The sequence below is a fragment of the Spongiibacter tropicus DSM 19543 genome (genome assembly GCF_000420325.1).
Lineage (GTDB): Bacteria > Pseudomonadota > Gammaproteobacteria > Pseudomonadales > Spongiibacteraceae > Spongiibacter > Spongiibacter tropicus.
In genome coordinates this window covers 150,776-173,068 of the sequence record NZ_ATUS01000003.1, presented here as the reverse complement: position 1 = coordinate 173,068, position 22,293 = coordinate 150,776, and the positions used below count along the sequence as shown (strand labels likewise).

Genomic DNA, 22,293 nt, shown 5'->3' with positions numbered 1-22,293 from the left:
TCGTATGTCGATCATTGCATCTACCCGAAAACCCCGTGTTGACCTGCCTATGCCCTACGGCTGGTTTCAGGTTTTGTATTCTCACGAACTGGCCGCAGGTCAGTCGCTGCCGCTGGAATATTTCGGTCAGGAACTGGTGATTTTCCGCACCGAGCAGGGCGAGGCCAAAGTGCTGGATGCTTACTGTCCGCACATGGGCGCGCACCTCGGCTACGGAATTCGCGATCAGGCCGGTGGTGGCTCGCGAGTGGTGGGTGACAGCATTGTCTGCCCGTTTCACGGCTGGCAGTTCAATGGTGACGGGCAGTGTACCGGGATTCCCTACGCACAGCGCAATCCCCCGAAAGTTGAGCGCTGTGAGCAGGTCATTCCGTCCTGGGAAGTGCGCGAACAGAACCAGTGTATTTACGTGTGGTATCACCCGGAAAATATCGAGCCCTTGTTCGAACCGCCGGTGATTGACGAAGCGGTGCCGGGCAATGGCGACTGGGGCGAGCTGAAAGTTTACCAGTGGGACATCGCTACTCATCCTCAGGAAATTGGGGAAAATGCGGTCGATGCTGCCCACTTCCAGTTTGTGCACGGAACCCCTCAAGTCCCCGAGCCCACGGTGATGCGGTTTGAAGAGCACTGCCGCTTTGGCCTGCTGGAATCGCCGATGGACACACCCAAAGGGCGGGTAGAGGGCCGTATTGAAAACAGCAGTGTCGGGCCGGGGATTGCCACGGTGCGCTTCAGCGGTATCTGCGACACGGTACTGATGGCCAATCTGACGCCTATCGATGAACACAATACCCGCGCCATGTACGCGTTTATTCAGCGGGATGCGAATGGCAAGTCGGTGGGGCGTGTGGCGCAGGCGATTATTGATGACATTCGCCAGCAGATGGAAGAAGACCGCATTATCTGGGCGCGCAAACGCTACCTGGAAAAGCCCATGCTCTGTGATGGCGATGGTCCCTTTGCGAAATTTCGTCGCTGGTACGGCCAGTTTCTGATTGAGGGACAGGTTGATGATCGCCGTTAAAGAAGTGCGAGACTGCCGTCACCCCGCCCTGATGTCGCCGGGGCGAATCGGCAATCTGACCCTGCGTAATCGCACGCTGCTGGCGGCGATGGGCACCGAGTATGTCGAAGAGGATGGCAGTATCGGCGATCGCGCGATCGCCTACTACGAAGCGCGTGCTGCCGGAGGTGCGGGCATGATCGTGCTGGAAACCAGTTCCATCGCCTGGCCCTTCGGGATGTCGATGCCAAGAATGCTGGGGCTTTCTTCCGACGATTATATTCCGGGACTGAAGCGACTGGCTGAGCGGGTGCAGCAGCACGGCTGCCGTATTGCCGCGCAGTTGAATCACAGCGGCAAGGTGTCTGCCCATGATGTTGCCGAGGGCCGGACATTGTTGGTGCCGTCGCTGCCCAAGCGTGCTGCCAATGATATGGGCGATGGCCTGACCATGGCCGAAATGGCAAATTTCGTGCGCTCAGCGGGTCCGGACGGCAAAGGGCCGCGCTTCAAGGAAATGGAACAGAGCGACATCGACTGGGTGGTGGATTGCTTTGCGTCAGCCGCCCGGCGGGTGATGGAGGCGGGCTTCGATGCCATTGAACTGCACGCTGGACACGGCTATCTGTTGTCCTCCTTCCTGTCGCCGTATGCGAACCGTCGCGACGATGACTACGGCGGTAATCTTGAGAACCGTGCACGGCTGCTTCTCAATGTCGTGGCGGCGATCAAGCGGGAAATCGGCGACGACTTTCCGATTGTCGTTCGCCTCGATGCCCATGAATATCGCACTGAGGGCGGCATTACCCTCGATGACGCGGTGCGGGTGGCGGCGCTCTTGGAGCAAGCCGGGTGTCACGCCATTGACGTGAGCGCCTATTCCAACAACAGCGCTATTGGTTTTACCGAGGGGCCGCTGGTACATCAGCCCGGTGGCTATATCGATTTTGCCAAGGCGATCAAGGCCGCTGTGTCGATCCCTGTCATTGCGGTGGGGCGCATCGAACCGGACGTGGCCGAGCGTCATATTGCGCATGGCGATTTCGACTTTCTGGCCATGGGCCGCAAGCTGCTGGCTGATCCGGATTTACCGAATAAGTTGAAGGACGGGCGCGCGGAGACGATCCGGCCCTGTATCTATTGCTATGTCTGTGTCAGCCAGATTTTTATCAATAAATCACTGCGCTGCGCGGTGAATCCCGAGACAGGCTACGAGCAGGATCAGCGTCACCTACCGATGGCGGAAAATCCCAAGCGGATTCTGGTTGTCGGCGGTGGTCCGGCGGGGATGGAAGCGGCACGAGTCCTGGCCGAGCGAGGGCACTGCGTTCAATTGTGGGAGCGAGAGCCCCAGTTAGGCGGTACGCTGCGGGTTGCGGCTCTGGCTTACGAGCCCAATGGGCGTTTGATTTCCTACCTTGAGCAGGGGCTTTACGCTTCCGGTGTCGAGGTATGCCTGGAGCGCGAAGCCACCGTTGAGGCGCTGGTGAATGCGGGGTGCGATGACGTCGTACTGGCACTGGGCGCTGATCGCCGTGCCCCGGCGCTGCCCGGTAAAGAGTTGCCTCATGTGCTGGATGGCGAAGAACTGCGCGACATGCTGTTCAAGGGCGATGCACGAGGAAAGCTGGGCGTTGTTCAGCGTGTACTGCTGAAACTGATGAATGGCTTGGGCATAAATCGCAATATTGATCGCATGCGGATGCTCAGCAAACTGTATATGCCATTGGGCAAGCGCATCGTGATTATCGGTGGCGGTCTGGTGGGGCTTGAGGTGGCCGAGCTTCTCGCTGAGCGTGGGCGGGAGGTCAGCGTGCTGGAACCGGGACGCGATTTTGGTGCCGAGCTGAGTGTTGTTCGCCGCTGGCGGGTGCTGCATGGTTTGCGCTCGCATTCTGTTGCCTTGATTAACAAGGCGACGGTGAGCCGTATCGATGCCCAAGGGGTTCACTACGAACATGCGGAGACCTCGCAGCGGGTGCACGCGGACAATGTGATCATTGCCCAGGGCGCCGTTCCCAGTACATCGCTCCAGCGGCAGTTGGAGGAAAAAGGGCTGAGCGTCCATAACATTGGTGACAGCGCCGAGATTGCTTACATCGAAGGGGCAATACACAGTGCGCGGGCACTGGCAGCGACGCTCTGAATAACAATAACGACGGGAGGGCGGAATGCGCCTGATTTTCAAAAGTGTTGCTGTGCTGGTGGTCCTGGCACTTTTGCTAGCAGGAGGGCTGTGGTTCTCGCTGTATGAGTTTCGGCCAGCCCTGCCGACGCAGCAGTTGTTCGTCAACGGTCGAATTCTGACGATGGATAGCGACAACCGCGTGGTGAATGCGCTGTTGTTGGAGGGTGAGCAGATTGCCGCTGTGGGTGATGGGGATCGCCTGCGAGCACTGGCGGACGAGAATGCGGTAGTGATCGACCTTGAGGGGAAGACACTCTTGCCTGGGTTTATTGACGCTCACGGTCATTTTCCCGGCACCGGCCTCGCCGCAAGAGGTGTGGATCTGAGCAGCCCGCCGATTGGCTCAGTACGACGTATCGCCGATTTGCAGGCGCAGTTACGTCAGGCGGAATCAGCGCTTGACGAGGGGGCGTGGCTGTTCGGCTTTGGCTACGATGACTCTCTGCTGGCTGAACAGCGGCACCCCACACGCGAAGAACTCGATGCGGTCTCGGCAACGCGGCCGATTTATTTGATGCACAGCTCTGGTCATCTGGGTATGAGCAATACGGCTGGCTTGAACGCGGCGGGGATTACGCTCGATACGCCAGACCCGGAGGGCGGCGAGATCGTACGTGATGCTGACGGCATGGCGACCGGGCTGCTGCTTGAGCATGCCACGGATCTGGTTGCGCCGCTGGCGATGGACTTTTCCTTCTTCGATTTTATTGCAATGAGTGATCTCGCTGCGCAGCAGTATCTGGCGGCCGGGGTGACGACGGCGCAGAGCGGTGGCGTGGATACGCGTTTTTTGCGCGGACTCAAACTGCTGTCTGATTTGGGACGCATTCCTCAGCGATTGATTGTCTGGCCGTTGGCGGACAAGTCGGCAGAAGATTTGGACAGCGGTCTGCTCAATGCCGAATCCCTGCACACGGCGCGCTTTGATATGAAGGCGGTGAAACTGATTGCCGATGGTTCTATTCAGGGATACACCGCGCATCTGCATCAGCCGTATTACCGGCATCCCGACCCGAGCTTTCGCGGCTTTCCGCGGCTTTCTGATCAGTCGCTGACTGAGCAACTGGTGAAATACCACTGCGAGGCTTATCAGCTTGCCATTCACGGGAACGGTGACGAGGCGATAGAAAGCATTCTGAACGCCTTTGCCGAGGCGCAGCAGCGCTGTCCCCGCGATGACCCAAGGGCGATTGTCGTCCACGCACAAACGGCAACGCCAGCCCAGTTGCAGCGTATGAAGGCTCTGGGGATGACGCCCAGCTTCTTTGTGGCTCATACCTTTTTCTGGGGGGATCGTCATCGCGACCGATTCCTCGGACCGGCGCGCGCCTCGCGTATAAGCCCTTTGCAGGACGCGCTGGATGAAGACCTGCGTTTTACTGTGCATCTGGACTCGCCGGTGGTGCCGATGGATATCGGGCGATTGCTGTGGTCGGCGACCACCCGTCAGACGCGCAGTGGCGCCGTTTTGGGTGAAGAGCAACGGGTGGATATTTGGCAGGCGCTGAGGTCGGTCACCATTGATGCGGCCTGGCAAAGTTTTGAGGAGCAGCGACTGGGCTCGCTGGAAGTGGGTAAGCAAGCCGACCTTGTGCAACTGGATCGCGACCCCACCGAGGGGGCCGAGGCACTGCTGGCATTCAAGGTGGAGCGAACCTGGATAGGCGGTCGCTGCGTGTACCAGCGCGGGCGTGACGACTGCGAACTGACGGAATAAATCAGGAGAGACAATGAACAAACGCTTGGATGGGAAAGTGGCCATTGTGACGGGTGGCGGACAGGGGATTGGCGCGGCAACAGCCATGCGCTTTGCCGAAGAAGGGGCGAAGGTGGTGATTTGCAGCCGCCGCATGGAGCCGCTGGAGGGTGTTGCGCAGGCGATACGGGCGCAGGGGGGGGAATGTCTGCCCCTGTCTGTCGACGTCAGCGATGAAGAGGCCGTTAAAGCGCTGGTGGCCGAGACGCTGGCTGCATACGGCCGTCTCGATATTGTCGTGAACAACGCTGTGCTTATGGTGCCGGGTATGCTGTCGAGTCACAGCACGAAAGCTTGGCGTCAAAATTTCTCGGTGTCTCTCGATGGTGCGATGTTTCTGATGCGAGAGGCCTATCCAGAATTGAAGAAAAATCGCGGCGCGGTGGTGAATGTCTCCTCCGTCTGTGCACTGGCCGGGGCCGTGGCCACGGCCGCTTACAGTGCCTCCAAGGCAGCTGTGATCGCATTGAGCAAAAGTGCGGCAATTGAATGGGCGCCGAATATTCGGGTGAATACGGTATTGCCGGGGGCCTTTCTGACGCCCGCGCTGGAAAGCGTCAATCCGGATAAAGAGGCACAGGATGCCACCGGTAAGACCATTCCGCTGGGTCGAATCGGCGACCCGCGCGAGTGCGCCAATGCGATTCTGTTTTTGGCGAGCGATGAGGCTTCCTACATTACCGGCACAGAGCTGAATGTGGATGGCGGACGCATGGCCGAGTTGAACACCGGCAGTGCACGCTGGGAGGACAAGGCGTGAGCGAGATACTGGAAGCCCGAATTGACCGCCTCGAGTCACTGGATGAGATTCGTCAGCTCGTCGCCAAGTATGCGCTGTCGCTGGACATGCGTGATCTCGATGCTCATGTGAACCTCTTTGCTGCGGATATCAAAGTCAGTCGCGAACAGAGTGGGCGTGCCCACCTGAAAGCCTGGCTTGACGATACGCTGCGTCTGCAATTTACCGGTACGTCTCACCATCTTGGTAATCACATTATTGAGTTTGAGGATGTCGATCACGCGGTGGGCGTGGTGTATTCCAAAAATGAACACGAGTGCGGCGGTGAATGGGTGATCATGCAGATGCTGTACTGGGACGATTACGAGCGCATTGATGGCCGCTGGTATTTCCGCCGTCGCCTGCCGTGTTATTGGTATGCCACCGATCTGAACAAGCCCCCAATCGGCGACATGAAGATGCGGTGGCCCGGACGGGAACCGTATCACGGTGCCTTCCACGACCTCTTTCCAAGCTGGCAGGAGTTCTGGCAACAGCGCCCCGAGGGCTTGCCGGAAGTAGCAGCGCCTGCGCCGGTAGATGAGTTTTTAAAATGTATGCGCCGGGGTACCCCCGCGCCACGAATTCGGGTGCGCTGATGACGTTATTTGAACCGGTCACACTGGGGCGCCTGGTGTTGGACAATCGTATTGTTATGGCGCCGATGACGCGCTCGCGGGCGGAGTCGGGCAATGATATGCCCAATGCCCTGATGCGCGAGTACTACACTCAGCGGGCGTCGGCTGGGCTGATTATTACCGAAGGCACGCATCCGAATGCGGAAGGCAAAGGTTATTGCCGAACGCCGGGCCTGTACACCGATGCGCAGCAGGCGGCCTGGGCCGATATCTGTGATTCCGTTCATCAGCGTGGCGGCAAGATCGTCTTACAGTTGATGCACTGTGGGCGCGTTGCTCACCCCGACAACAAGGCGGAGGGAGCGAGAACTGTTGCGCCGTCGGCTATTGCGGCCAAGGGCAAGATATACACGGAAGGCGGCATGCAGGGGTTTGCAGAGCCTGAAGCCATGACCGAGGCCGATATTCAGCAAACCATCGCCGACTATGCCGACGCGACACGCCGCGCTTATGCCGCGGGTTTCGATGGTGTTGAGCTGCACTGCACCAGCGGCTATCTGCCTGCCCAGTTTCTGTCGACAGGCACCAACCAGCGTGACGACCGTTACGGCGGGAGTCTTGAGAATCGCCTGCGTTTTGTACTGGAACTGCTGGCGGCAATGGCGGCTGTCGATGGCGCGGATCGGGTCGGAATGCGTATCTGTCCGGGTAATCCCTTCAACGATCTGCATGATGACGATCCGGCAGAAACGTTTGGGGCCTTACTGGAGGCTGTCAGCCCTATGGGGCTGGCGTATCTCCATGTTATTCGCATGCCGGCCTTGCAGGACAATATTGCGCTGGCCAAAGCGCATTTTGATGGGCCGCTGATGGTGAATGACAGTTATTCACTCGACGAGGCCGAGCAGGCGATTGATGGCGCTGCGATCGCGGCCGTATCTTTTGGGCGAGCGTTTATTGCTAACCCGGATTTGCCAAAGCGCTTCAAACAGGGGCTGCCGCTGACAGAGATCAATCTCAGCACCTTGTATACGCCCGGCCCAGAGGGGTACACCGACTATCCCGCTGTGGATTGACGGGTGGCAGACAATAAAAAAGGGCCGCTATAGCGGCCCTTTTGCGTTTTACGCCATATTTCTTGGCAAGTGCTTAGAAGCGTACAGCGGCACCCAGCAGGATGCCGTCAGCTTCGATGTCACCGCCTTGGTCGAAGTAGTTTGCGGCCAGTTCGACTTCAGGCATGGGGAAGTAGCTAACGCCAATCGACACAGTATTGCTGTCGACATCACCAACATCCATCATATCAGCAGCCAGGCTGATGCCCAGGTTGTTGTCGATGTAGTAAGTCGCACCGGCGTTCAGGCTGTAGCCGTCATCTTCATCGGCGTCGAGGTAAGCGATACCCAGATCGTAGGCCAGGCTGGCGGTACCTTGCAGCTTCATAACGCTGTGCAGATCCAGATTCAGGGCGTCCAAGTCGTCACCGTCATCATCTACGGTTGAGTAGGTAGCCACGATATCTGTGGTGTCGTTCAGGTAGGTACCCACGCCGATAGCGAAGGTATCAGCATCGTCGCTGCCATCGTCCAGTTGGCTGTAGGCCGCTTCGATGATCAGGTTGGTGTCAGTAACAACGCGCACGTCGACACCCATGCTATCGATATCGTCTGCACCGCTGACATCGGGCTCAAGGGTGCTGTAGCTGAAGCCGACAGAAGAGCTCTTGTCCAGGAAGGCAGCTTCTGCGTGAGGGCCTTTGCTGGTGTCGACCATTTCAAAGTTGTAACGGCCAGCGAAGCCGACAGTGTCATAGTCAATGGCGCCTGCAACTTCACCTTGGCCGTATACAACACCCACTTCACCTTGGTAGTCGGCTGTCGCGGCGGCGCTGGCAGCAGCAACGGCGATGGCGAGAATCGTTTTCTTCATAGCTTTTCCCCGAAATTTCCATAGTGCCCGCTCTGGGCAAACTGTTTAAAAGATCCTTGTTGTTATAACGGCTTCGCCGTTAACGCATTATTACAGTGCGGCTGTTGCACGCAATTAGTGCGTTGCACCAGAGATTACCATTGTTTTCGTGACGGACAATAGCGGCAGTCGACATAATGCGTGGCTAATAGTTACGTTTTTCAGGGTCGAGCCGGTCTTTAGTCTTTGAGGCGCTGGCCGTAATGGGAGAAGGCCTGATAGACGTCGTCCATTTCTTGCGGGGTGAGCAAAACCGGTTCGCCACTCTGGAGGCTGGCGAGGTAACAGGCCGCCAGTGACTCCACTTCTCTGGCGAGGGCGAGGGCGGTTGCCGGGGAGTCGCCGATGCAGATCTGGCCGTGGTTGGCCATGAGGCAGGCGCGTCGTTGTTGCAGGGTCTTGCAGACAATCTGACTGAGTTCCTCGCTGCCGAATAAGGCGTAGTCGGCGCAGGGAATATCGTCGCCGCCGGCAATAGAAACCATATAGTGAAAGGGCGGGATACGGCGTCGCTGACAGGCAAGCGCGGTGGCGTGAAGGGAGTGGCAGTGAACCACGGCCATGGCCTCTGGGTGGCTGCTGTACAGGGCCTGGTGCATACGCCACTCACTGGATGGGCGGGGTTGATCGTCAGGCCAGTGTTCGAGAGAGCGGCAGTGGGTGGGGACAAAGGCAAGGTCGTCGTTGCTGGCAGTGGCGGCCACCGCGCCGCTGGCACTGATCAGCATGCCGCCCTCGACACGCACAGAGATGTTGCCGGAGGCACCAGGGCTGAGCTGCGCCGCCCCCATATCGTGGAGGGTGCGCAGCAGATCGGTCGCGGCAGCCTGTCGGCTCATTGGCCTTCGCGCAGCGCCTGGATGCGTTTCTCCAGCGGCGGGTGCGAGCTGAACAGCGCGGCGAAGTCGCGCTTCTGTCCGGTGCGAATACCGAAGGCGGTCAATTCGTCTGGCATGTCATTGGGAAGTCCCTGCTGGGCTTGCAGACGCTGCAGGGCGGCAATCATATCGCCCTTGCTGGTCAGGCTGGCACCGGCCGCATCCGCGCGGAATTCCCGGAAGCGGGAGAACCACATAACGATCATTGACGCCAGCAGGCCCAGCACCATTTCAGCGATAAACGTGGTGATATAGAAGCCGATGCCGTGTCCGCGCTCGGTTTTGAATACGACGCGATCAACGGTGTGGCCGATGATTCGGGCGAAGAACATCACGAAGGTGTTGACCACCCCTTGAACGAGGCTGAGGGTAATCATATCGCCGTTGGCAACGTGACCGATTTCGTGACCGAGCACCGCTTTTACTTCATTGGGACGCATTTGTTGCAGCAAGCCCTCAGACACGGCGACCAGCGCGGCATTTTTGTTCCAGCCGGTGGCGAAGGCGTTGGCGGCTGGCGACGGGAAGATGCCGACTTCCGGCATTTTGATGCCAGCCTTCTGGGAAAGCTCCGCGACGGTTTCCATCAGCCAGCGCTCGTGCTGATTGCGGGGCTGCGTAATGATTTGTGTACGGGTGGCACGCTTGGCCATCCACTTGGACAGCAGCAGTGAAATCAGTGAACCGCTCATGCCGAAAACGGCACAGAAAATCAGTAGGGCGCGCAGGTCAAGATCAACGCCGTTGCTGGCCATGTAACTGCTGACGCCCAGCAGGCTCAGGGTGACACTGGCTACGGCCAGAACCGCCAAGTTCGTTGCCAGGAAAAGCAGAATGCGCATCATGTTCAGGGTGTCCCGAGTAATTGAATCGTTGTATTAGATGGGGCTTTTGTCGCCAGGTTTCAAGCGCCGGGGGAATTCTCCTCGTGGCTTTCTGGCGTGTCAGCAACGCTGTCCTCCGCCTCCTTGAGCAGGGGTGGCCCTGCCTCGACCTGCGGCTGAGCATTGTCGTCCAGTTCGCACTCCAGCACGCTGGCGCGCAGCTCGATATCCTTGCTGCTCTGCTCAAATACGTGATTGACCGCTTCATCTCGATGAGGTGTGCGATAGAGCAGCCGACGGTCGCGGCCATCTACCCAGTCCTTCTGCTTACCGAAGAAGTGTCCGTGCTGATTCTGAATAACAAATACCTGACTCATGGGGCCTCTCTACTGTGGCAATGTCGGCATTTTAGCCTGCTCTCGGGGACGGGCAAGAGGCTCAGGCGTGGTTTTTCAGCAGCAGTTCTTTGGCGGCATTGAGCTGGCTGGCCAGGTAGTCGTTGCCGCCGCGATCCGGGTGGAGTTTCTGCATCAGACTACGGTGGGCGCGGACAATATCGTCGGCGCTTGCTCCGGCTTTCAGACCGAGTATTGCCAGGGCCTGAGATTCGTTCATATCAACCGCCGGAGTTTCTTTGCGGGGCGCTTCCTGCTGCTCATTCCCATTCGAGGCGCTCAGTTTTTTGTAGACATGATTCATTACATACTGGCGGACGAAGGGCATGGCGCCGCCGATAAGGCCCGCCAGCCAGTGCACGCGGCCGGTCACAGACAGCAGTACCAAACCGGCGGCAGCAAGGCCAATCAGCAGTGTGATGTAATAGGAACGGCGTTCGTTTTCGGGTTTGCTCTGCACGTATTTTACGAAACGGAACAAACCATAGAGAACGGCGGCGGCAATTATCAGGCGGATGATCATGATGGCTTCCGGCAGTCGTACACACGTTTCCAGCGAGCGTACGGTGAGTCAAATAAGCTGTGCTAGAGTATAGGGCTTTCCCGTCGCCAACCCCACCTAAACTGTCATCTGGCACGGACAATATCCGATTTTTGGAGACCTATGGCTGCCGACTCCTCCGCCCAGCGCTTTGTGCTTTTCCAGTCCTTGTATGACGCCAGCCAGGCTGAGGGCAGCAACTGGGAACAACTGATTGGCTTGCTCAGCAAGGGAGAGCTGGCCGCGCAGCGGGCGCAACTGGATGCGCTGGCGAATCAGTTCGCTGACGGTCAACAGCTGTTGTTTGACGAGCTGCGCGATGGTGGACTGTTTCGCGAGTGGGAATTGCGTTTCATGCGGCTGGGCCTGGCGGTCGGCAAGCTTGGTAATGTGTACCTGCGGTTGGCTGAACACTATCGCCTGCAGACGGAGTTTCAACAGCGACTGCGTCGGGCTGCCCGCTTACCGCTGATCCTGGTGGTCGGTTTTGCCCTGCTAGTGCCACTGGTGCTGTTTCTTACCGGATTTCTGCCGGCGGTGGCTGCCTTGACGTCTGCGGTGCTGGCGATGCTGCCGCTATTACTGGGGGCGGTGGTGCTGGCCGCGATTAACCGCTGGAATGCCGGACGGGAGAAAGCCCTAAATATGTTGTACGCCGTACCGGGAATCGGGGGGGCGTTGGAGCGCTATCAGCACTATCACTACGTCAATCATTTGGGCGAGTGTCTTGCAGCCGGGTTCTCTCTGCCTCAGGCGTTGAAACAGTCTGCCCGGCGTATGCCGGAATCACCGATCAAACCTCGCTACGACAAATTGTCGAGGGCTGTGGATGGGGGAGAGAGTTTCTCGTCAGCGCTGCTGAAGAGCGGGATTTTGGCGGGGGTGGCGTTGTCGGTGCCGGAGAGCGGTCTTGAGCCTCGGCAGGTGCCGGCCAGTTTGAGTCTGGCCCTGCACCGTGCCTGCGAGGATCAGTTGCAGTTTTGGGCATCGATATTGCCCTATACGCTGCTGGGACTGATCCCCTATCTGGTATTGCTTAATGCATGGTTTCTTTCACGCTGAGCGTTTGCAGCTCTTCGAGGTAGTGGCGGCGCCCTGACAGCTCCTGTTCAATGGCGAAGCGCTCGCTGGCTGTCTGCCACTCGGCGTTTTTCAGTAGTTCCCACAGCTTGCGGCTGCACAGATTTTTTACGTTAATTTCAGTCTGTTGATTGTTCATCTTTTTCTCCTTCGTGCCCGCTGGCACGTTACATCTCCTGATGTTTTCTCTTTTGTCTGTATCCTCTTGCCCGTTAATAGTGGCGTTACTGCATTGCAGGCTTGTGACAGCCGCGCAAATTACTGCGCATTGCGCTAGACTGCGCGTTTTTTCGCCCCGGCCACTATAGAGGCGACGACATGTCACAAGATTTGCTGTCCAGTGCTGCCTGGCAGCGTATACACCAGTTTTCGGCGGATAAGCCCACGCCTTGCCTGATCTTTGATCTGCCAACCCTGCGCGAGAAGTATGCGGAGCTGGAGCGGGCCTTTCCGTTCGCCGATATTTACTACGCCGTAAAGGCGAACCCCGATGAGGCGGTGATTCGCTGTCTGGCGTCGTTGGGAGCCAATTTCGACATTGCTTCCATCTTCGAGCTGCAAAAGCTGCAAACCCTGGGGATACCCGCGGAGCGGATGAGCTACGGCAATACCATTAAGAAAGCCTCGGATATTGCCTTTGCCTACGAGCAGGGACTGCGGCTGTTTGCCAGTGACTGTGAGTCAGACATCAGAAAGCTTGCAAAGTTCGCGCCAGGCAGCAAGGTGTACATCCGGGTACTGACAGAAGGCTCGGAAACCGCCGACTGGCCGCTGTCGCGAAAATTTGGCTGTCAGCGCGATATGGCCGTGGAGCTGATACTGCTGGCACGGGAGCTGGGACTGGAACCCTACGGCATTTCCTTTCATGTCGGCTCGCAGCAGCGGGATATCAGTAGCTGGGACGCAGCGATTGGCAAGGTCCGTTTTATTTTTGACCAGTTGGCTGATGCGGGTATCCAGCTGCAGATGATGAATATGGGCGGAGGGATGCCTGCGCATTACAAGCAGCGACAACAGGATATCGACGCCTACGGCAGCGCGATTAGACGCTTCCTTGAGGAGGACTTTGGTGACACGCCGCCGCGGGTGATTATCGAACCGGGTCGGTCGCTTGTTGCCGAGGCCGGGGTGCTGGTGAGCGAGGTGGTGCAGATTTCCACCAAGTCACAGGATTCCCTGGATCGCTGGGTGTATCTCGACGTGGGCTTGTTCGGTGGCCTGATAGAGGCTATTGGCGAAGCAATACAGTATCCGCTGCGTTGGGATCGCGAGGGCGGTGAGGATGAAGAAGTGATTATCGCCGGGCCGACCTGCGATAGCATGGATATTCTCTACGAGGATCATCGCTACCGCCTGCCCTTGAACCTGCAGGAGGGGGATCGCCTGTACTGGCTGTCGACGGGCGCGTATACCACCAGCTACAGCTCGGTGGAGTTCAATGGCATTCCGCCGCTTCGCAGCTACATGCTGGACACCGAGGAATAAAAAAAGCCGCCAACTGCGGAGCAGGGCGGCTCGAAAACAATGCCTTGCCCCATTCGGGGCGCGGCGATTTAAAAGGTCATGCGCAGACGCCAGTAGAAGTCGGCTTCCAGGCGCTCGATGAAGTCTTCATCGGCAACATCGTCGTAGACGGGAGCCGCGGCAACCACTTCAGAGTACAGCCATTTGCCGTATTCAAATTTCACGCGAAGACCCGCATCAGCCAGTGACTGCATGTCGCCCAGCTCGCCGCTGGCGTCTTGATAACGGCTGGCACCCATTTCGGCAAATACCGACGGCGTAATACGGATACCGGCCAGTTCGCCGATGGCCTTATCCAGTGCCATGCTCAGGTGGTAACCCTCGTCACCAATCAATACGCCGGGCAGGTAAGCGCTCAGGGTATCCATGCCACCCAATACAAATTGCTGCTGCTGAGGCAGCTGTGAGTCGCTGAGCTGGCCTCGGGCGTTGGCCTTGAAGGTCAAACCATCGGCAATGCGTTGTTCGTAGCTGGCCGAGGGCAACAGCGCGATGAATTCAGCAGTACGTGCACTGCCATTTCGGCCCAATGTTCCGCTATCGTCACCAAGGCCACCTCGCAGGCGCAGATTGGTAGCAAAGCGGGAGGCATTGGTGTCTGCGCTTTGGTAGCGGTTTTGGCTGTAACGCGCACCCAATTCCAGTACCTGATAATTCTCATCCAGAATCATCTCGCCGGTATCTTTACGCTCGATGGTGGAATCCACAAACTCAACGCGTTGGGTCAGGCTGAACTGTTTCCAGGGGGTACTGTAAAGTACCTGCTCGCCACGGAGGGTGGCCTGAATGATTTCTGCATCAAGCTCGACACCAACAAGGCTAGTAGTGCTTGGTGTGCACTGACCAAATAAGGCGAATAATGGGTCAGAAAGGAATGAAAGTGGAGTGCCGCCCAGAGGGCAGCTGGCGGGGCTTGTTGCAGAGATAGTCGGTTCGCGCAGGTAGTCCACATAGTTCAGGTCGATACCATACAGGCCCTGTGCAAAGGGGTGGTCAACGCTGACGCTGACTTGATTCAGCTCTTCACCGTCGCGGGATTCACCCAGATCGGTGAATGCGGTCTGGTATGACGCGCTGATTTGCGTACCGGATTCCGTTTTGTGCTTCACGCCAGCCAGGCCGAAGTAGCGGCCCAGAAAGCGGCTGCCTTTGTTGTTGGCTTCAACAATAAACTCGGTGGCCTTGTGATTTTCTACGGCTGTGCGGGTGAGGACCATATCTACCGCGTTCAGCCCCTGCTCGGTGTAGCTGATTTCGTAGTTGTAGCCAGCGCGGCGGCTGCGCAGATCTGCCAGAACTTTGGCGCGATGAAATTCACTCATCTTCAGATCGCTGTCGCCTTCCAGGCCTTTGAAATAGCTTGAAAGTTCCTCTGCACCAACTACCTGGTTCAGGGATTTCTGGTGGACGATGATGGCGATGCTGTCGAGCAGGCGGGCATAGTTCACGCTGACCAGCAGGTGGCCGTCTTCGTAGTAACGCTTGGCCAGTTTAATGACCGCTTCCGCCGGTGTGGCGGCGCTTTCCAGTACCGCAACCAGATCGCTGTCGCTGAGGTATTGGTTGCCATACACCTTGACGGCTACGCCATCGATGGTGGCCTGAACACCGCTTTCATTGCGGCGGGCTTCTATCACAGCATCCGCGCTGGCTGCAGCGGGCGGGATTACCGGTGGCAGATCAATTGCCATGTTTTGTCTCCTGAATAAGTGTCCAATTCGTTAGAAGAATGTGCTGATGCTGTTGAATCAGTCCAATACCTTGAGTTCGACGCGACGGTTCATGGCGCGTCCTTCGTCACTGCTATTGTCATGCGTGGGCTGGCCTTCGCCATAGCCGCGAGCTTCCAGTCGAGCGGCGTCGATACCGTGCTCAACGAAGTAGGCTTTTACGGCTTCTGCGCGGCGTTGAGAGAGCTCCTGGTTGTATTCGTCGCTGCCTTTCGAGTCGGTATGGCCAGCGATTTCCAGGCGCTCAGCAGCAGAGGCATTGATGACTTCGACGGCCTTATCCAGCGTCGTCACTGACTCCGCTGTCAGTGTCGCTTTGTCGAACTCGAAGAAGACGCCGTCGAGGCGCAGTGGATTGATGCCGTCCAGGTGACAGCCGTTCGGCAGTACGAGGGCGCCAGCAGGGGTGTCTGCGCAACGGTCCTGATCATCGCACACGCCGTCGGCATCGGCATCACTACATGCGCCGTCCAGCTCTGTGGCGGCAAGCAGGCCGACCAGTGCGGGGTTGTTGTTGTCGTCCAGGCCGCCATCGAGATCGCTGCCGCCATTGCCGCTACCGCCGCCGAGCAGGTCGTTAACCAGACCGTTGCCATCGTCGAGGTTATCGTCGTTGTTGGTCAGGGCATCTTCCAGGCTGCCACCAGTCACGTCGCTCAGCACGCCGTCAATCGGGTCAGTGACGGGCTCAATCAGGCTGGTCACCGGGTCTAGAACGGGGTCGAGTGCGGCGAGCAGAGGTTCGCCAATATTCTCGTCAATCACGTCGGTCAGTGGGTCGAGCGTGGTGTCGAGTGCATCCAGCAGGTCGCCAGCAGCGTCGCCCAATTCGCCGGTCAGCGGCAGAATGGTGGTTTCCCCATCTTCGGTGCCGCTATCGGGGTTCTGGTCACCGCCCAGCAAGTCGTTGACCAAGCCATTGCCGTCATCGACATTGGTATCGATACGCGACAGCGCATCTTCGAGGCTGCCACCGGTAAGGTCTTGAACCAGGCCGTCGACCGGGTCGGTGACGGGGGACAATGTGCTTAGCAGCGGATCGGTAACGGGCGTCAGTACGAGCAGCAGCGGATCAAAAACAAACGAGTCGAGTGCATCCGTCACGGGATCCAATGTCGAATCCAGTGCATCAATGAGCGGGGTCAGGCCCTGCCCGAGGGGCGATGTTGCAAGAGGAAGAGGAGACGCTTCGCCAGCCTCGGTGCCACTGTCGGGGTCCTGCTCGCCACCGAGCAGGTCGTTGACCAGACCATTGCCATCATCAACATTGTCGTCGATGCGTGACAGGGCGTCTTCCAGGCTGCCGCCCGTCAGGTCCGATACCAGGCCGTCGACCGGATCGGTAACCGGCTCAAGTGCGCTGAGCAAGGGGTCGGTAACAGGCGTCAGTGCCATCAGCAAGGGATCGAGGACGAAGGAGTCCAGCGCATCCGTAAGGGGATCCAGTGTGGTATCCAGCGCATCGATCAGCGGCGTCAGTGAATCACCCAGCGGTCCTGTAACCAGCGGTAACGGCGACGCTTCGCCAGCTTCTGTGCCGCTGTTGGGGTCGGTCGGGCCACCGAGAAGGTCATTCACTGTGCCATCGCCGTCGGCAGGATTAAACTGGTCGTCAACGGTTAAGGCGTCGCGCAATGAGCCGCCAGTCAGATCGAATACCACGCCATCAACGGGCATCAGTACCGGGTCCAGTGCGTCCAACAGCGGGCTGGTCAGTGGGTCCAGTCCACCCAGCAGCGGCGACAGCAACTGCTGGTCGATGGGGTCGGTAAGCGGGTCTAGGGTGGTGTTCAGCGTATCGATGAGTGGCGTCAGCGACTCGCCGAGCGGTTGTGTGATCGGGCCGAGCAGCGACGGCAGATCGATAAGCTGCGCCTGATCGTCGGTGGTGGCACCGATCCCCAGAAGGCCAAGCAGTTGGGCATTGGCACTCTGAACGCCGCCAAAAGTGATTGCCAGGCTGGTGGCAACTGCGGGCAGAATTGAAGATGTCGGACGTTGCATATCCTTTGCCTCTATAAATTTACGCATGATTGATACGTGTCGTTGCTGGGAAACTTTGCCGTCTCGGGGAGTGGCTGAAAGACGCGATATTCCGGTCAAGGCGTCTGTCTGGCTTCGTGCGTTGATTGCGCACGTTCGGTGCCCGAGGGTTTGCTAATCGTTTTGCGGGTGTGGGCGCTCACTGAGCGACGCGCCTGCTGCACCGCGAATATTACTGAGCGTTATAAGTACATCCCGCAAGAAAAGGAAGCCTTGCTGTGAAAAATACCTACTTGCGTGTTACTTAATGTGACATAGTGATTTTGCACAGATCGAGAACCCTCGAACTGTGATCATGCTCACATAGGCAGTTTGTTAGTTCGGGTAGGCGGTGTTGCTGAAGGGAGGCGCCCCGGATGTCTCCGGGGCTGATAGGAGCTAGTCAATGACGGCGTCAACGAAATACTCGTCGCGGCCGTCGACGTTTTCTTTCACCAGACCGTGACAGTCTGTTTCAAAGCCGGGGAAGCGTTCGTTGAAGTCCCTGACAAATTGCAGGTAGCGCACGATGGTGGCGTTGAATCGCTCACCGGGAATCAGCAGTGGAATACCGGGCGGATAGGGCGTAACCAGCATTGCGGTGGTGCGGCCTTCCAGTTCATCAATGGGCACCCGCTCGATTTTTCGGTGTGCCATTTTTGCCCAGGCATCGGCGGGAATCATCGCAGGCTCGATGTCTGAGAGATACATCTCGGTGGTGATGCGCGCCAGATCGTACTCTTTATAAACGCTGTGGATGCCATTGCACAGATCGCGCAGCCCAACTTTGTCATATTGCGGGTGCTTGCGGGCAAACTCCGGCATGACCCGCCACAGGGGCAGGTTGTTGTCGTAGTCATCTTTGAACTGCTGCAGCTCGGTCACCATGGAGTTCCAGCGGCCTTTGGTAATGCCGATGGTAAACATGATGAAGAAGGAGTAGAGCCCTGTCTTCTCAATGATGATGCCGTGCTCGGCGAGGTACTTGCTGACGATGGATGCGGGGATACCGGCTTCGTCGAAATTGCCGTCGACATCCAGTCCGGGGGTAATAATCGTCGCCTTGATCGGGTCGAGCATATTGAAGCCCGAGTCAATATCGCCAAAGCCGTGCCAGCGGTCATCGGAGTGAATCACCCAGTCATCGCGTTCGCCCATACCTTCTTCGGCGAGCTCTTCCGGTCCCCATACCTTGAACCACCAATCGTCGCCATGGTCGGCATCGACCTTGCGCATGGCACGGCGGAAGTCGATCGCTTCCATGATGGATTCTTCGACCAGTGCTGCGCCGCCCGGAGGCTCCATCATCGCCGCCGCGACGTCACAGGAAGCAATGATGGCGTACTGCGGGCTGGTCGACGAGTGCATCAGGTAGGACTCGTTAAAGCGGTGCGTGTCCAGCTCGCGGTTGTTGGCGTTCTGCACCAGAATCTGTGAGGCCTGAGACAGTCCGGCCAGCAGCTTGTGGGTGGACTGTGTGGCAAATACCAGTGTGTCATCGGCGCGAGGGCGGTCGCTGGCGATGGCGTGCATGTTTTTGTAGAAGGGGTGGAAGGCCGCGTGGGGCAGCCAGGCTTCGTCAAAATGCAGGGTGTCGATACTGGCGTTGAGGATGCTCTTGATTTCCTCGACGTTGTACACAATGCCGTCGTAGGTACTCTGGGTGATGGTCAGAATACGCGGCTTCTTCTCTTCGGCATGCCGGGCAAAGGGGTGGTTCTCGATTTTTCGGCGGATTGACTCGGGATCGAATTCGCTTTTGGGAATCGGTCCGATAATGCCGTAGTGGTTGCGCGTAGGTGTCAGGAAGACCGGAATCGCGCCGGTCATGATGATGCTGTGCAATATCGACTTATGGCAGTTGCGGTCGACCACCACGATATCGCCCGGCGCGACCACGGAGTGCCACACGACCTTGTTTGAGGTGGAGGTGCCGTTGGTGACAAAGAACAGGTGGTCGCAGCCAAAGATGCGTGCGGCATTGTGCTCACTGGCGCTGACCGGGCCGGTGTGGTCCAGCAGTTGGCCCAGTTCCTCGACGGCGTTGCAGACGTCGGCGCGCAACATGTTCTCGCCAAAAAACTGGTGGAACATTTGCCCCACCGGGCTTTTCAGAAACGCGACACCGCCGGAATGGCCGGGGCAGTGCCAGCTGTAGGAGCTGTCGCTGGCGTAGTTCATCAGGGCGTCGAAAAACGGCGGTGCGAGCGATTCCAGGTATTTGTTGGCTTCGCGGATGATATGGCGCGCCACAAACTCCGGCGTGTCCTCGAACATGTGAATGAAGCCGTGCAGCTCCCGCAGAATTTCGTTGGGGATATGGCGCGAGGTGCGGGTTTCGCCGTACAGGAAGACCGGAATATCGGTGTTGCGTTGCCTTACGGCTTGCAGAAAATCCTGAATGGCTTCCAGGGATTGACTGGCGCCATCATCACTGCCGTCGCCAAATTCTTCGTCATCGATGGAAACGATAAAACAGGAGGCCCGGCTTGCCTGCTGCGCGAAGGCAGTCAGGTCGCCGTAGCTGGTAAAGCCGACAACTTCCATGCCCTCGCGACCAATGGCGTCGGCCAGATCGCGAATGCCTGAGCCGGAGATGTTTTCGGAGCGGAAGTCTTCATCGATAACCACAACGGGAAAACGAAATTTCATGGCGAAATGCTCACTCGAAATAAAATAAGGATGCCCTAGGTGACGTGGTCCTAGCCTAGCGTAAACAGATGAAAAATGTGAGTTCAGGCGTGCCGGCTTGGGCACGCCTTCGCAGATTGCGCAGAGCTGTGTTCAGGGAGGCTTACTCGCTCAGCGTATCGAGGATGTACTGGGGAAGAGCAAAGCTGCCGCTGTGCAATGCGGGGGTGTAGTAGCGGGTTTTGATGCCGCTGTCTTTGACCCGCTGCGCAATGGTCTCTGCGGGAACGCTGCGCAGCGCGGCATTGTCGCTGGCCCAGGCAAAGGTCATGATGCCGCCGACGTAGGTGGGCACTGCCGCTGCATAGAAGTGGCAGTCGTCAAACAGTGGCGACAGGCGCTTGTGCGTCGTGCTGACTTCGTCTGGCTGCATGAAGGCGACGCCATTTTGTGCAGCGAAGACGCCACCGGGCTTCAGGCAGCGCTTGATGCCTTCATAGAACGGTGAGGTGAACAAGACTTCGCCGGGACCGATGGGGTCGGTGCTGTCCGACAGAATCACATCGAACTGACGATCGCAGTTGCGCACGTAGTCGATGCCATCGCCGATGACGATTTCCGCTTTGGGGTTCTCGTAGGCGCCATTGGAATGGCGGGGCAGATACTCGACGCACATGTCGATAACCGCCTGATCGATTTCCACTTGAACCGCGCGCTCTACTTCGGGGTGGTGCAGCACTTCGCGCAGCAGGCCGCCATCGCCGCCACCGATAATCAGCACGTCTTTGGCGGCGCCGTGGGCAAACAGCGGCACGTGGGCGAGCATTTCGTGGTAGACGAACTCATCGCGTTCAGTGGTTTGAATCACACCGTCCAGCGCCATGACTCGGCCGAAGTCGACAGACTCAAAAATGACCAGGTGCTGGTGTTCGGTTTTGCTTTCAAACAGGACTTCCTTCACGCGGAAGCCCTGGTGATAACCACTGTGGAGGGTTTCGTCAAACCACTCAGACATCGTCCATTCTCCCGCGCAGATTTTCGCCAACTTCGATGCGCGAGGGGTTGAAGGCCTTTTGCAGGATGCCGACCGCCAATTCAGGCTTGGCATCGCCGCACATGAAAACGTCGAAAGCGGCGTAATCACGTTCGGGCCAGGTGTGGACACTGATATGGGACTCAGCCAGAACCGCGACACCGGAGACGCCGCCATTGGGGGTGAAGTGGTGCATGTGAATATGCAGCAGGGTAGCGCCACATTCTTTCACGCAGTCCAGAAAGGCTTTTTCCATGCGGGGGATATCGTCGAGGTGAGAAGCACCCCAGAGGTCGATGATCAGATGCGTGCCAGCGTAGGCGACGCCGTCGCGCACGATGAAATGATCGAGATTTTCGTCCGAAGAAGTGATCGGATTAGTTTTGGCAGCGCCAGCCTCCAGAGAGGGCATAAGATCCAAGCTTTTCATCTAGCATAAATCCTCCGCGAGGGTTAAAAGAGGCGGCGATTTAAACGTGTTTGTCGGCAAATAGCAATAAAAAATCCCAGTGATTTTTTATGCTGCGAAATCGCCGCGAATACCGCGCCGCGTATAGCTTTGCGGCACTGGCACCTGAGCGGTGAATCAGGGCATAGTAGCAGTTGTCTCGCCAACCACAACAGGAGCGCCGCCATGAACCTCTTTGACCGCCTTCGTAAGCCTGCCGTTATTCCCAGCGCAGAACAGGCTTTGCCCGGACGAGATGCGACCATGACGGTGCCGGAGACGCATACGGTGCTGGGCACGCCATTGCTCGGCCCCTGGCCGGAAGACTGTGAGCAGCTCATTGTGGGCTTGGGCTGCTTTTGGGGAGCCGAACGCAAATTCTGGCAGTTGCCGGGCGTCTACACCACGGCAGTTGGCTACAGTGCCGGACACACGCCCAACCCGCTATATGAGGAAGTTTGTTCGGGGATGACCGGACACAACGAAGTGGTGCTGGTGGTATATCGGCCTGCGGACATCGAACTCGATGCGCTGCTGCGCTGTTTCTGGGAGAGTCACGATCCGACACAGGGGATGCGCCAGGGCAACGATGTCGGTACCCAGTATCGCTCTGGCATTTATACCTTTTCCGCCGCTCAGCAGGCGCAGGCCGAGCAGAGCCGCGACCAGTATCAGGCGGCGCTGAGTAAGGCTGGCTTGGGAACAATTACCACCGAGATTCAGCCCGCCGGGCCGTTCTATTATGCCGAGCCTTATCATCAGCAGTATCTGGATAAGAATCCCGGCGGCTACTGTGGGCTGGGAGGAACCGGGGTTCTGTGCTCGGGGAGTTAAGTGGATAGGGGAGTTAAGTGGATATCTGCGCGTATAAAAAAGGGGCCATAACGGCCCCTTTTGTTTTCCTGTCAGTGTC

20 protein-coding genes are annotated in these 22,293 nt (G+C 58.0%); 9 read left to right on the top strand and 11 right to left on the bottom strand.

What is annotated here, in order from left to right; genetic code table 11:
- Window positions 1–4: 4 nt before the first annotated feature.
- From G411_RS0114190 to G411_RS0114165, 6 genes are read left to right on the top strand one after another with little or no spacing between them, the layout of a single operon-like run.
- Window positions 5–1,027 carry a Rieske 2Fe-2S domain-containing protein gene (locus tag G411_RS0114190; protein WP_022959878.1) on the top strand — a complete coding sequence of 341 codons (1,023 nt, stop codon included), beginning with the start codon at window positions 5–7 and terminating at the stop codon, window positions 1,025–1,027.
- Window positions 1,014–3,152 carry an oxidoreductase gene (locus G411_RS0114185; protein WP_022959877.1) on the top strand — a complete coding sequence of 713 codons (2,139 nt, stop codon included), beginning with the start codon at window positions 1,014–1,016 and terminating at the stop codon, window positions 3,150–3,152. Before G411_RS0114190 ends, G411_RS0114185 begins: the two co-directional genes overlap by 14 nt.
- Before the next feature lie 25 nt (window positions 3,153–3,177).
- A complete protein-coding gene (locus tag G411_RS0114180) occupies window positions 3,178–4,911 on the top strand; it encodes an amidohydrolase (RefSeq protein WP_022959876.1) in 1,734 nt (577 codons plus the stop codon).
- A gap of 13 nt (window positions 4,912–4,924) precedes the next feature.
- The gene (locus G411_RS0114175; RefSeq protein ID WP_022959875.1) at window positions 4,925–5,710 is read left to right on the top strand and encodes an SDR family NAD(P)-dependent oxidoreductase; all 786 of its coding nucleotides are present in this window, start codon (window positions 4,925–4,927) and stop codon (window positions 5,708–5,710) included.
- Window positions 5,707–6,327: a nuclear transport factor 2 family protein gene (locus tag G411_RS0114170; protein WP_022959874.1), complete on the top strand. Its 621-nt coding sequence runs from the start codon at window positions 5,707–5,709 to the stop codon at window positions 6,325–6,327. Before G411_RS0114175 ends, G411_RS0114170 begins: the two co-directional genes overlap by 4 nt.
- Window positions 6,327–7,382 (top strand): alkene reductase, encoded by a 1,056-nt coding sequence (locus tag G411_RS0114165; RefSeq protein WP_028968454.1) that lies wholly within the window; start codon window positions 6,327–6,329, stop codon window positions 7,380–7,382. Before G411_RS0114170 ends, G411_RS0114165 begins: the two co-directional genes overlap by 1 nt.
- A gap of 73 nt (window positions 7,383–7,455) precedes the next feature.
- On the opposite strand, the gene G411_RS0114160 is transcribed toward G411_RS0114165, so the two are convergent.
- From G411_RS0114160 to G411_RS0114140, 5 genes are all read right to left on the bottom strand, one after another.
- Window positions 7,456–8,235: a putative porin gene (locus G411_RS0114160; RefSeq protein ID WP_022959872.1), complete on the bottom strand. Its 780-nt coding sequence runs from the start codon at window positions 8,233–8,235 to the stop codon at window positions 7,456–7,458.
- A gap of 218 nt (window positions 8,236–8,453) precedes the next feature.
- Complete coding sequence (locus tag G411_RS0114155; RefSeq protein ID WP_022959871.1) at window positions 8,454–9,113, bottom strand: class II aldolase/adducin family protein; 660 nt, start codon at window positions 9,111–9,113, stop codon at window positions 8,454–8,456.
- The gene (htpX, locus tag G411_RS0114150; RefSeq protein WP_349676062.1) at window positions 9,110–9,994 is read right to left on the bottom strand and encodes a protease HtpX; all 885 of its coding nucleotides are present in this window, start codon (window positions 9,992–9,994) and stop codon (window positions 9,110–9,112) included. The genes G411_RS0114155 and htpX overlap by 4 nt, the downstream gene beginning before the upstream one ends.
- 62 nt (window positions 9,995–10,056) lie before the next feature.
- Window positions 10,057–10,353: a hypothetical protein gene (locus G411_RS0114145; protein WP_022959869.1), complete on the bottom strand. Its 297-nt coding sequence runs from the start codon at window positions 10,351–10,353 to the stop codon at window positions 10,057–10,059.
- Between the two features lie 61 nt (window positions 10,354–10,414).
- Window positions 10,415–10,894 carry a J domain-containing protein gene (locus G411_RS0114140; RefSeq protein ID WP_022959868.1) on the bottom strand — a complete coding sequence of 160 codons (480 nt, stop codon included), beginning with the start codon at window positions 10,892–10,894 and terminating at the stop codon, window positions 10,415–10,417.
- A gap of 141 nt (window positions 10,895–11,035) precedes the next feature.
- Here G411_RS0114140 and G411_RS0114135 point away from each other — a divergent pair, with 141 nt between their 5' ends.
- The gene (locus tag G411_RS0114135; protein ID WP_022959867.1) at window positions 11,036–11,974 is read left to right on the top strand and encodes a type II secretion system F family protein; all 939 of its coding nucleotides are present in this window, start codon (window positions 11,036–11,038) and stop codon (window positions 11,972–11,974) included.
- Here G411_RS0114135 and G411_RS0114130 read toward each other — a convergent pair.
- Window positions 11,949–12,131, bottom strand: a complete 183-nt coding sequence (locus tag G411_RS0114130) for a hypothetical protein (RefSeq protein ID WP_022959866.1) — start codon at window positions 12,129–12,131, stop codon at window positions 11,949–11,951. The genes G411_RS0114135 and G411_RS0114130 overlap by 26 nt on opposite strands.
- Before the next feature lie 179 nt (window positions 12,132–12,310).
- On the opposite strand from G411_RS0114130, the gene G411_RS0114125 reads away from it, so the two are divergent.
- The gene (locus tag G411_RS0114125; protein ID WP_022959865.1) at window positions 12,311–13,477 is read left to right on the top strand and encodes a type III PLP-dependent enzyme; all 1,167 of its coding nucleotides are present in this window, start codon (window positions 12,311–12,313) and stop codon (window positions 13,475–13,477) included.
- Between the two features lie 68 nt (window positions 13,478–13,545).
- Here G411_RS0114125 and G411_RS0114120 read toward each other — a convergent pair whose 3' ends face one another.
- From G411_RS0114120 to speD, 5 genes are all read right to left on the bottom strand, one after another.
- Window positions 13,546–15,207 (bottom strand): ShlB/FhaC/HecB family hemolysin secretion/activation protein, encoded by a 1,662-nt coding sequence (locus G411_RS0114120; protein ID WP_022959864.1) that lies wholly within the window; start codon window positions 15,205–15,207, stop codon window positions 13,546–13,548.
- A 57-nt stretch (window positions 15,208–15,264) separates the two neighbouring features.
- Complete coding sequence (locus tag G411_RS21590; RefSeq protein ID WP_022959863.1) at window positions 15,265–17,250, bottom strand: OmpA family protein; 1,986 nt, start codon at window positions 17,248–17,250, stop codon at window positions 15,265–15,267.
- A 417-nt stretch (window positions 17,251–17,667) separates the two neighbouring features.
- Window positions 17,668–19,920, bottom strand: coding sequence for an arginine/lysine/ornithine decarboxylase (locus G411_RS0114110; protein ID WP_022959862.1), 2,253 nt, complete (start codon window positions 19,918–19,920; stop codon window positions 17,668–17,670).
- A 142-nt stretch (window positions 19,921–20,062) separates the two neighbouring features.
- A complete protein-coding gene (speE, locus tag G411_RS0114105) occupies window positions 20,063–20,914 on the bottom strand; it encodes a polyamine aminopropyltransferase (protein WP_022959861.1) in 852 nt (283 codons plus the stop codon).
- On the bottom strand, window positions 20,907–21,362 hold the full coding sequence (gene speD, locus G411_RS0114100) for an adenosylmethionine decarboxylase (RefSeq protein WP_022959860.1): 456 nt from the start codon (window positions 21,360–21,362) through the stop codon (window positions 20,907–20,909). The genes speE and speD overlap by 8 nt, the downstream gene beginning before the upstream one ends.
- Window positions 21,363–21,566: 204 nt before the next feature.
- Between speD and msrA the strand changes: the two genes are divergently transcribed.
- On the top strand, window positions 21,567–22,214 hold the full coding sequence (msrA, locus tag G411_RS0114095) for a peptide-methionine (S)-S-oxide reductase MsrA (protein WP_022959859.1): 648 nt from the start codon (window positions 21,567–21,569) through the stop codon (window positions 22,212–22,214).
- The last annotated feature ends 79 nt before the right edge of the window (window positions 22,215–22,293 follow it).

Excerpts from the sequence above, each read along its gene's own strand:
- G411_RS0114160 (WP_022959872.1), bottom strand. The coding sequence starts at position 8,235 with ATGAAGAAAACGATTCTCGCCATCGCCGTTGCTGCTGCCAGCGCCGCC.
- G411_RS21590 (WP_022959863.1), bottom strand. The coding sequence starts at position 17,250 with ATGCAACGTCCGACATCTTCAATTCTGCCCGCAGTTGCCACCAGCCTG.
- G411_RS0114130 (WP_022959866.1), bottom strand. The coding sequence starts at position 12,131 with ATGAACAATCAACAGACTGAAATTAACGTAAAAAATCTGTGCAGCCGC.
- G411_RS0114185 (WP_022959877.1), top strand. The coding sequence starts at position 1,014 with ATGATCGCCGTTAAAGAAGTGCGAGACTGCCGTCACCCCGCCCTGATG.
- G411_RS0114190 (WP_022959878.1), top strand. The coding sequence starts at position 5 with ATGTCGATCATTGCATCTACCCGAAAACCCCGTGTTGACCTGCCTATG.
- speD (WP_022959860.1), bottom strand. The coding sequence starts at position 21,362 with ATGAAAAGCTTGGATCTTATGCCCTCTCTGGAGGCTGGCGCTGCCAAA.
- G411_RS0114140 (WP_022959868.1), bottom strand. The coding sequence starts at position 10,894 with ATGATCATCCGCCTGATAATTGCCGCCGCCGTTCTCTATGGTTTGTTC.
- G411_RS0114110 (WP_022959862.1), bottom strand. The coding sequence starts at position 19,920 with ATGAAATTTCGTTTTCCCGTTGTGGTTATCGATGAAGACTTCCGCTCC.
- htpX (WP_349676062.1), bottom strand. The coding sequence starts at position 9,994 with ATGCGCATTCTGCTTTTCCTGGCAACGAACTTGGCGGTTCTGGCCGTA.
- G411_RS0114175 (WP_022959875.1), top strand. The coding sequence starts at position 4,925 with ATGAACAAACGCTTGGATGGGAAAGTGGCCATTGTGACGGGTGGCGGA.
- msrA (WP_022959859.1), top strand. The coding sequence starts at position 21,567 with ATGAACCTCTTTGACCGCCTTCGTAAGCCTGCCGTTATTCCCAGCGCA.
- G411_RS0114120 (WP_022959864.1), bottom strand. The coding sequence starts at position 15,207 with ATGGCAATTGATCTGCCACCGGTAATCCCGCCCGCTGCAGCCAGCGCG.
- G411_RS0114135 (WP_022959867.1), top strand. The coding sequence starts at position 11,036 with ATGGCTGCCGACTCCTCCGCCCAGCGCTTTGTGCTTTTCCAGTCCTTG.
- G411_RS0114125 (WP_022959865.1), top strand. The coding sequence starts at position 12,311 with ATGTCACAAGATTTGCTGTCCAGTGCTGCCTGGCAGCGTATACACCAG.
- G411_RS0114155 (WP_022959871.1), bottom strand. The coding sequence starts at position 9,113 with ATGAGCCGACAGGCTGCCGCGACCGATCTGCTGCGCACCCTCCACGAT.
- G411_RS0114180 (WP_022959876.1), top strand. The coding sequence starts at position 3,178 with ATGCGCCTGATTTTCAAAAGTGTTGCTGTGCTGGTGGTCCTGGCACTT.
- speE (WP_022959861.1), bottom strand. The coding sequence starts at position 20,914 with ATGTCTGAGTGGTTTGACGAAACCCTCCACAGTGGTTATCACCAGGGC.
- G411_RS0114145 (WP_022959869.1), bottom strand. The coding sequence starts at position 10,353 with ATGAGTCAGGTATTTGTTATTCAGAATCAGCACGGACACTTCTTCGGT.
- G411_RS0114165 (WP_028968454.1), top strand. The coding sequence starts at position 6,327 with ATGACGTTATTTGAACCGGTCACACTGGGGCGCCTGGTGTTGGACAAT.